The organism is Microcoleus sp. Pol7_A1, assembly GCF_036701085.1.
Lineage (GTDB): Bacteria > Cyanobacteriota > Cyanobacteriia > Cyanobacteriales > Microcoleaceae > Microcoleus > Microcoleus asticus.
Genome location: NZ_JAUBQD010000115.1, coordinates 1 through 8790 on the forward strand (window position 1 = coordinate 1; position 8790 = coordinate 8790).

At 46.7% G+C, this 8790-nt stretch carries 9 protein-coding genes and 1 tRNA gene; 7 read left to right on the forward strand and 3 right to left on the reverse strand.

Features of this window, described 5'->3' with window-relative positions; translation table 11 throughout:
• Window positions 1–106 precede the first annotated feature (106 nt).
• Both QUA20_RS30865 and QUA20_RS30870 read left to right on the forward strand, forming a co-directional pair.
• Complete coding sequence (locus QUA20_RS30865) at window positions 107–406, forward strand: hypothetical protein (RefSeq protein ID WP_333194103.1); 300 nt, start codon at window positions 107–109, stop codon at window positions 404–406.
• Window positions 403–822 carry a PIN domain-containing protein gene (locus QUA20_RS30870; protein ID WP_333194104.1) on the forward strand — a complete coding sequence of 140 codons (420 nt, stop codon included), beginning with the start codon at window positions 403–405 and terminating at the stop codon, window positions 820–822. The genes QUA20_RS30865 and QUA20_RS30870 overlap by 4 nt, the downstream gene beginning before the upstream one ends.
• 13 nt (window positions 823–835) lie before the next feature.
• Here the strand turns inward: QUA20_RS30870 and QUA20_RS30875 are convergent, their stop codons facing one another.
• Together QUA20_RS30875 and QUA20_RS30880 are read right to left on the reverse strand one after the other, a co-directional pair.
• The gene (locus tag QUA20_RS30875; RefSeq protein WP_333194106.1) at window positions 836–1909 is read right to left on the reverse strand and encodes a DMT family transporter; all 1074 of its coding nucleotides are present in this window, start codon (window positions 1907–1909) and stop codon (window positions 836–838) included.
• Between the two features lie 91 nt (window positions 1910–2000).
• Complete coding sequence (locus tag QUA20_RS30880; RefSeq protein WP_333194108.1) at window positions 2001–2183, reverse strand: hypothetical protein; 183 nt, start codon at window positions 2181–2183, stop codon at window positions 2001–2003.
• Between the two features lie 76 nt (window positions 2184–2259).
• Here QUA20_RS30880 and sppA point away from each other — a divergent pair, with 76 nt between their 5' ends.
• The gene (gene sppA / locus QUA20_RS30885) at window positions 2260–3078 is read left to right on the forward strand and encodes a signal peptide peptidase SppA (RefSeq protein ID WP_333194110.1); all 819 of its coding nucleotides are present in this window, start codon (window positions 2260–2262) and stop codon (window positions 3076–3078) included.
• 264 nt (window positions 3079–3342) lie between these two features.
• On the forward strand, window positions 3343–3750 hold the full coding sequence (gene aroH, locus QUA20_RS30890; protein ID WP_172186043.1) for a chorismate mutase: 408 nt from the start codon (window positions 3343–3345) through the stop codon (window positions 3748–3750).
• A 157-nt stretch (window positions 3751–3907) separates the two neighbouring features.
• On the opposite strand, the gene crtR is transcribed toward aroH, so the two are convergent.
• The gene (gene crtR / locus QUA20_RS30895; protein WP_333194112.1) at window positions 3908–4798 is read right to left on the reverse strand and encodes a beta-carotene hydroxylase; all 891 of its coding nucleotides are present in this window, start codon (window positions 4796–4798) and stop codon (window positions 3908–3910) included.
• A 429-nt stretch (window positions 4799–5227) separates the two neighbouring features.
• Between crtR and pyk the strand changes: the two genes are divergently transcribed.
• The 3 genes from pyk to QUA20_RS30910 all read left to right on the forward strand — a co-directional run.
• Entirely contained in the window at window positions 5228–7015 is a 1788-nt protein-coding gene (pyk, locus tag QUA20_RS30900) for a pyruvate kinase (RefSeq protein WP_333194113.1), read from the forward strand.
• Window positions 7016–7109: 94 nt separating this feature from the next.
• Window positions 7110–7181: transfer RNA gene (locus tag QUA20_RS30905), tRNA-Thr, on the forward strand.
• Between the two features lie 530 nt (window positions 7182–7711).
• Window positions 7712–8790 (forward strand): serine/threonine-protein kinase (locus QUA20_RS30910; protein WP_333194114.1); only part of this gene is annotated, 1079 nt, incomplete at its 3' end.

Genomic DNA, 8790 nt, shown 5'->3' on the forward strand with positions numbered 1-8790 from the left:
AATTATGGGAGAGGTCTAATGGAACTGCTGCTGGCTCAAACCCTTAATTAATTTACGAATGATTTGCGATCGCTATATAATATAAACATAGTTATCGGAGATTACCATGCAAGCATACAAACTTAGAGGTAAAATCGATGCAACTGGCAACTTGGTAGTTGTGGAACCCGTGAATATGCCGCCGGGAGACGTAGAAATCATCGTCTTGCAGCTACCTGATACGGTTAAACAAGCCAGCGCGTCAGAAAATGCGATCGAACCTGAAGCACCTAAAAAAAAGTTTAAAACTAACGTGAAGGCATTTCAAGGTTTATTCGATCGAGATGCTGTACCGGAACCGCTGGATTTTGACGATCCAGACAAACAAGCAAAATGGGAATATTTAAAGGAGAAACATAACTTGTGAAACTCCTGATTGACACCAATATAATAGTAGATGTTGCGCTCGATCGAGAACCTTTCTTTGCTAAGAGCGATCGCATTTTAACTTTTGTTGAAGAAGCACAAATTCAAGGCTATATTTCAGCCTCAACTTTTAGCGACCTTTACTATATTATCCGCAGAGACAGAGGCCGCGATTGGACGCTGGATTTTTTGCGGCAGCTAGCCACATTTTGTCAAGTAGCAACAGTAGATAACTCTGTTATTTCAATTGCATTAACTTGCAACTTCAAGGATTTTGAAGTTGCAATTCAGTACAGCAGTGCTGTAATCAATCTAATTGATGCCATTGTCACCCGCAACCCGCGAGATTTTCCGGTTACTACTCCTAGGATTGTAACTCCAAATCAGTTAATTCAAGAATTAACTGATTCTCCCTAAATTTCTCAAAGCGCTAAACTTCTGATTCCAATTCACTAACCCGCAACTGCACGGGTAATTCTACAGAATTCAACTCAGACGACTCTAACAATCCTGTTGCTTCAACTTCTGCACTCGCTTCACCCTGCCGCACTTTTCGCAATTTCTCACCCAAAGTATCCCGCTGATTAATCAAATAAATACTCACCAAAGTCAGCCCAACCCCCATCGATTGTAGCGGATTGAGCACTTCGCCCAAGAACAAATTGCCGAATAGCAAAGCAAATACAGGCGTAAGAAAGGTAAGAGAACTTAAACTGGTTAGACTGCCACTCGAAGCAAAATAAAAGAATAAGCCGTAGGCGATCGCACTTCCGAACACAGTAGAATAACCTAACGCCATCCAGCCCGAAAAATCGATATTCACAAACTGCTCAGACTCAGTTGCAGCGGAAATTGCCAACAGCGGCAAACCGCCCAAAATCATGTGCCAACCAGTCGCCACCACCGGGTCAACATATCGGCAAACCCAGCGCACCAAAACCGTACCGACAGCCATCGACAAAGCAGCCAACAGCATCAACCATTCTCCACCCTGAAACAACTGTTCGATACCCCCAGAAACCTGCGCGTTTTCAGGATGAAAAAGCCCCAAAATCCAGCCATCCGGCAACCCGATCAAACTGATGCCCGCAACGCCAATAACTAATCCCAACCAGCCCCAAAAACCAATTTTTTCTTGAAACAGCCACAAACACAAAATCGCCACAGCTAGCGGTTGAGAATCAATCATCACCGAACCCAAACCCGCACCGGTTCTCGCCAAACCTTCGGCTAAAAAGCCTTGAAACAAAGTAGCGTCAACCAAAGCAAACAGCGAAATCCACAGCCAAGCTTTCCAACCCTGCGGCTGCGGTTTTCCCATCAGCGCTGCCGCCAGCAGCACCAACACGCCCGCAGGTACTAAACGCACGAATGCCACAAACAGCGGCGTTGTGTGCGGCATCACCCCTTTCATCGCTACCATCGCGGTTCCCCACAGGAAAAACGGCGCAATCAGCAACAGCGGGGCAAAAGGCAGTTTAGAATCGGTAAGTTTTAGCTGCATGGTGGAGACTCCAAATAATTGATGAGAGTGGCTCTCACGAGAATGATGTAGATTTGTTAAGCAATTTTTACAATTATATATCGAACGTGGGTTAAGTGCGATCGTACAACTCTCGATCGGCCATTAGGAACAGACAAGATGCCTGTTCCACAAAATCAAGGTGGAACAGGCCGGAAAGCCTGTTGCGAACAATCTGAAACGGGCATCTTGCCCGTTCCACAATCAAGAAATTTCTTGTGGAACAGGCCGGAAAGCCTGTTGCGAACACAGGCACAACATCTACCCCGATGAATAAGGCACACTATAAGAAGTTAGCTACAAAAATCCGTAACATTGCCTGTACACTGCCCATGATTTGGCCATTCAAGCCCCCCTACCGCAAACAAATCGCCCGTATCGAAATCACCGGAGCCATTGCCGGAGAAACCCGTAAACGAGTCCTAGAAGCTCTCAAAACCGTTGAAGAACGCAAATTTCCCGCCTTGCTGCTGCGGATAGACAGCCCCGGCGGCACAGTCGGCGATTCCCAGGAAATTTACAGCGCACTCAAGCGTTTGCGCGAAAAAGTCAAAATTGTTGCCAGTTTCGGCAATATTTCAGCTTCTGGCGGAGTTTACATCGGCATGGGAGCCGAGCATATCGTTGCCAATCCCGGTACAATTACCGGCAGTATTGGCGTGATTATCCGGGGCAACAATCTAGAACGGCTGTTAGAAAAAGTAGGCGTTTCTTTTCAGGTGATTAAATCGGGGCCGTATAAAGATATCTTGGCATTCGATCGAGAATTGACCTATCCTGAACAGCAAATTCTGCAAGACTTGATCGACACCAGCTACCAGCAATTCGTGGAAACCGTTGCCGAAGCCCGGAAATTGGCAGTTGAAAACGTGAAAACTTTTGCCGACGGCCGCGTTTTTACCGGCCAGCAAGCCTTAGAATTGGGTTTGGTCGATCGACTGGGAACAGAAGAGGACGCTCGCCGCCTTGCCGCCGAACTCGCAGGCCTCGACCCGGAAAAAACCGAGTGCTGCACGCTAGAAAAACAAAAACCTTTCCTAAATCGCGTCTTGGGGAGTAGTCTGGATATATCCGGGCTTTCAGCTTACAATAATGTGCTGGAATTCGAGCTTTCTACTAGCGGTTTGCCGCTGTGGATGTATCGCCCGTGATTAAATAAATTAGTCATTAGTCAGGAGTCAGTAGTCATTAGTTACTCCCTGGATGATTGGGCGATTGAAACCTGTTGACCTCAAACTCAAATGTGGCGCTTTGCCCGTCATAAGCGCTTCGCCCTGGCTTCGCCTACGAGTTCGAGGTCAAACTACACAAACGAAGTCCACTCAAGCGGGAACTAAGAAATAAAGTGGGTATTTAAGCCTAATTTAGTATGACTAATGACTAAGGACTAATGACTAATGACTAATAATAAAAATATGGAGGAAATTTGCGTGGAGTGGCAAGTGCGGGCGATTCGCGGGGCAACAACTGCCAGCGAGAATTCGGTGGAAGCAATTCGAGAAGCGGTGAGAGAATTGTTAGATGAATTAGAAGCAAAAAATGATATAAATCCAGAATTAATTATTAGTGCCACGTTTTCTGCAACTCGTGATTTAGATGCTGTGTTTCCGGCCGCGATCGCCCGCGAACGTCCTCACTGGTGTAATGTTCCTTTGTTGGACGTACAGCAAATGCACGTTGAGGGTGCTTTGGAACGCTGCATCCGCTTTTTGATTCACATCAATTGGCCCGCACATACTGAAATTTATCATCCTTATTTACGGGGAGCTCAAAATTTGCGCCCGGATAGGAATTTAGCGGTGGCCGTGGCTGGGGAAAAATAATAGATTCACTTTGGGCTTGATTTAAAAGTTAACTCACCATTACAGGTGGGTTTATTTTTTACGGGACTTGATACAGTACAAAAACTGCCCTGGGCATATACGGTTAAAAGCTTTTATTATAAAAAAACCCGGCCTCTCGAAGAAACCGGGTTTTTTGTCAATCAGACGCTTTCTTGTGATGCAACCTAATCCCTAAAAAGATGTCATATATAAAACTCCAAAAGTCCTTTTTACCTTCCAATATTCCCAAAGTTTGAGGAGAACCCTTTTCATCTAACAGCGGCTTCACAGCTTCGTAAGCAGGCTTGTAATTATACCAAGGAATTGAAGGCCACAAATGATGGATCAGGTGATAGTTCTGTCCCAAAATTAAGATATTCAGAATTGGACTCGGATATACTCTGGCATTTTTCCAGCGATCGCGATCGTGAAACGGACGGTGCGGCAAATAATCAAAAAATAACCCCAAGGCTAATCCCACCACCATAGCAGGACAAAACCAAAAATTCAGCACGTAACCTAAATGGTCGTACTGAATGGCGATATAAACCACCCCGATCACAAACAAACGGCTAAAAAACCATTCCAATAATTCGTATTTCCGCCACAGCTTGCGCTTAAAAAAGAAAATCTCGTGGTAAAAAAACCTCGCAGCAATCAACCACAAAGGCCCGCCGGTAGAAACATAATGGTCTGGATCGTTATCTGGGTCATTAACGTGGGCGTGATGCTGCATATGTACCCGCGTAAACACCGGAAATGCAAAACCCAACATCAGCGCGCTGCCGTGTCCCAAAATAGCATTAACTGTGCGATCGCGATGGGCTGCATTGTGAGACGCATCGTGAATCACAGTTCCGGCCATGTGCAAAGCCAACACGTTCAGCGAAAAACAGCACCACTGCGGCCATTCCCAACACCAGAAACCCAAGTTAGAAATCACGATAATCGCTACTGCACTCAAAAACAGCAGCAGTGTCGGATTGAAGTCACCGGGAGGACTCAGAAACTCTTTCGGCACTGTCAGCGGCCGTCCTGCCTCCGACATCTTTGTTAAGACTCCTTAATATTTCACACTTGCGTAGTATAAGATACAAGCCGGACAATAGTAAAGTTTTATGAAAGAACTGAGTTCGATCGCCAGAAACTAGCGTCTGCACAAACAGGAAAGTATTGCTGTTGTGCGAGGATACCAGTGCTAGATTAGCCAAAAGGGCTGAGCATACAAATAAAATATGGGTATGTCTGTATTTATGTCAAGCCTGAGAGCGGAAAAATTTACCCAAAAGAGCGCTCCCCAAGAAAAGATTACCGATGGGTAAAAAGTCAGATATTCTATATATTGTTCAATACCTGCTTTTTTGACGACTATCAAAATTTTTAAGACTTAAGACTAGCGTCATTGCTTGTAGTGCAAAGATGAAACGTTAGCCGAAATTTAAACAAGAAATCCACCTGCCTCCCCAGAACACCGCTGATGCAATTGCCAAAAGCCCTACGCCGGACTAAAATCGTCGCCACCATTGGCCCAGCAACTTCGGACCCACAAGTGCTGCGCCAGCTCATAGAAGCCGGTGCCACAACTTTGCGACTCAACTTTTCTCACGGAACAGAAGAAGACCACCAACGCAGCATTCGGTTAATCCGGCAAACCTCCTTTGAACTCAACCAGCCGGTGGCTATCCTCCAAGACCTCCAAGGCCCGAAAATTCGTTTGGGCCGCTTTGAAACAGGGTCTATTGTTGTCAAAAATGGCGATCCTTTCATTTTAACCAGCCGCCCGGTTCCCGGCACCGAACTCATTTCTTCCGTCACCTACGACCCCCTAGCAGACGAAGTTCCAGAGGGAGCAGTGATTCTGCTCGACGACGGGAAAGTGGAAATGCGCGTGGAAAAAGTAGACCGCGCGGCGCGGGAATTGTACTGTCGCGTCGTAGTCGGCGGGCCACTTTCTAACAACAAAGGCGTGAATTTTCCCGGAGTTTACCTGTCGATTAAGGCGCTGACTGATAAAGACCGCAAAGATTTAATGTTCGGCCTCGACCAAGGTGTCGATTGGGTCGCCCTGAGCTTTGTACGCAATCCCCAGGATATGCTCGAAATTAAAGAACTGATTGCCAGTGCGGGCAAGCAAGTACCGGTGATTGCCAAGATCGAAAAGCACGAGGCGATCGAACAAATGGAAGCAATCCTGGCCCTGTGCAACGGCGTGATGGTCGCCCGCGGCGATTTGGGAGTGGAACTGCCCGCCGAAGATGTGCCGATTTTGCAAAAGCGCTTGATTGCTACTTCCAACCGCATGGGGATTCCCGTAATTACCGCTACCCAGATGCTCGACAGCATGGTAGGTAATCCCCGTCCCACCCGCGCCGAAATTTCCGACGTGGCAAACGCGATTCTCGATGGAACTGATGCGGTGATGCTCTCGAATGAAACGGCTGTCGGCAAGTTCCCTGTCGAAGCGGTAGCGACGATGGCGAGAATTGCGGTGCGGATGGAGAGGGAAGGAATTAGCGGCAATATTAGGAATGTAGAAGATATTGGTCGATCGATCCCCAACGGCATCAGTCAAGCAGTCAGCCAAATCTCCGAACAGTTGAACGCGGCCGCCATCATGACGCTGACCAAAACCGGCGCTACAGCGCGCAATGTCTCGAAATTCCGACCGAAAACTCCGATTTTGGCAGTTACTCCTCACGTAGACGTAGCCCGACAACTGCAACTGGTATGGGGAGTCAAACCCTTGCTGGTGCTGGATTTGCCCTCAACCGGCCAGACATTTCAATCTGCGATGACTGTCGCCCAGGAAAAAGAGTTAGTGTGCGACGGAGATTTAGTGGTGATGACCGCCGGTACTCTGCAAGGGGTTGCCGGATCGACGGATTTGATCAAAGTTGAGGTAGTGACAGCGGTTTTAGGCAAAGGCACCGGTGTCGGTTTGGGTTCGGTGAGCGGCATGGCAAGGGTTGCTCGCACTGCTGCGGATGTAGGCAATTTCCACGCAGGAGAAATTCTGGTAGTAGAGCACACCAGCGTCGCTTTTGTGGACATGATTCGGAAAGCCGCAGGTGTGGTGACGGAGGAGGACAGTTTGACTTCTCACGCCGCGATTATCGGTTTGCGGTTGGGCGTGCCGGTGATGGTGGGCGTGCAGAATGCCACGCGGGTAATTCGGGACGGAACTATGCTGACGCTGGATATGCAGCGGGGTTTAGTTTATTCCGGGGCCAGAGGCGGCTCAACCGACGGGGAACTGGCCGTTTAACAAGTTCTGAGTTAGGAGTTGTGGAGTTTTGAATTAAATTCTACAACTCGTTGCTTTTTTCCCTTAGGTTGTGCTACAATCCAAAATTGTCTGTGCCGATGTAGCTCAGGGGTAGAGTATTCGATTCGTAATCGAACGGTCGTGGGTTCAAATCCCACCATCGGCTTGCAATAAAACACATATTTTCAATGGTTCTACAGTTTATGAATGCTGTAGAACCTTTGTTTTTTCCATGACTTGTCTATGGTTTGTCTATTTTAGTTAGGAATGCAAGTCCTCGGATTTTAATGCGGACTGAAGGCCGATGCTGCGAACCTATTTCATCGCGGATTTTAAGGAGGACTGAAGTCTTCACTAAGAAGCTATTTGATTACCAATTTTTAGGGTTTTTAGTCAGGACTAAAGTCCTCTGATTTTAATAAGGACTGAAGTCCGATGCTGCAAACCTATGGCATTGCGGATTTTGTCGATCGGCAAAAATACTAGATTGGGGCTGGCTATTGCTTGTCAAATCCTTGCCAAACGTCAAGGCAAAATTAAGGTAAATTGCTCAAGAGGAAAGGTAACACAATTTGTAATTACTTTGCCGAGCGCTAGTGTTTCTAAAACTTAACAAAAACTTAACCGAAATCGCTGTAATAATGCGGCACAATCAATTTTAACGATCGCAGCCAGTTAAAAAATAGCGAAAAATTTATGTGCCTGCAATCAGGAGATATCCTGCACCAACGTTACCAAATTGTCAGTGAATTAGGTCGGGGAGGGTTTGGGAGGACATATACAGCTATGGATTTAGACATACCCGATCGTCCCCTGCGCGTTGTTAAGGAAATTAGGCAGCCAAGCGATCCGCAACTCTTACCAGAAGCACAGCAGCGATTTGAAATAGAAGTTCGAGCTTTGCACCAATTGGGCATACACCCGCAGATTCCACAGTTATTCGATAGCTTTCAAGAAAATGACAATTTTTATTTAATTCAAGAATACATTGAAGGACAGCCGCTGAGCCAAGAATTCGCTCCAACTACTCAATGGACTCAAAAGCAAGTAATTGATTTTTTTCAGGATATCTTGCTAGTTATCGCTTTTGTTCACGAACACAATGTGATTCACCGCGATATCACTCCTTCTAACTTAATTCGGCGCGATTGCGATGGAAGAATAGTTCTGATTGATTTTGGGGCGGTCAAAGAAATCAGTTCCTTGGAAATAACTGATTCGGGAAACACAATCAGCAGAACTATTTATACGCGAGGATATTCGCCGGCCGAACAAATTGCTGGTAATCCTCAATTTTGTAGCGATATCTACTCTGTAGGTATTGTCGCTATTCAAGGCCTCACTGGCTTGCCTCCTGCTAGAGATTTCATGATAAATTCTCCGCATGACGATATCTTTTTGCACTACTCAACTTCCGCTCGACCTTTGGGACCCATTAGCGACAGCTTGAAAGGGATTTTAAACAGAATGGTGCGCTACAACTTCACAGAGCGCTATCAATCTGTTGCTAATGTTTTGCAGGATTTGAGCGCCCCACCGCCGCCACCGCCGCCACCTCCGCCACCGCCGCCACCGCCGCTGTTGGGAATTGCCGGAATTATTGCCGGATGTGCGATCGCCTTTTTTCTCCACAACATTTTTACCCCGAAAACTTGTCTTTTAGTGCAAGGTGATGGTTTAAGCTGCGGCGAAGAATCTCGGGAGCGTGTCACTTTTGCGACAAGTATAAATACTCAAAACAAGTGGGGCAAAGGTTTTGAGCTATTGTTGGCAAA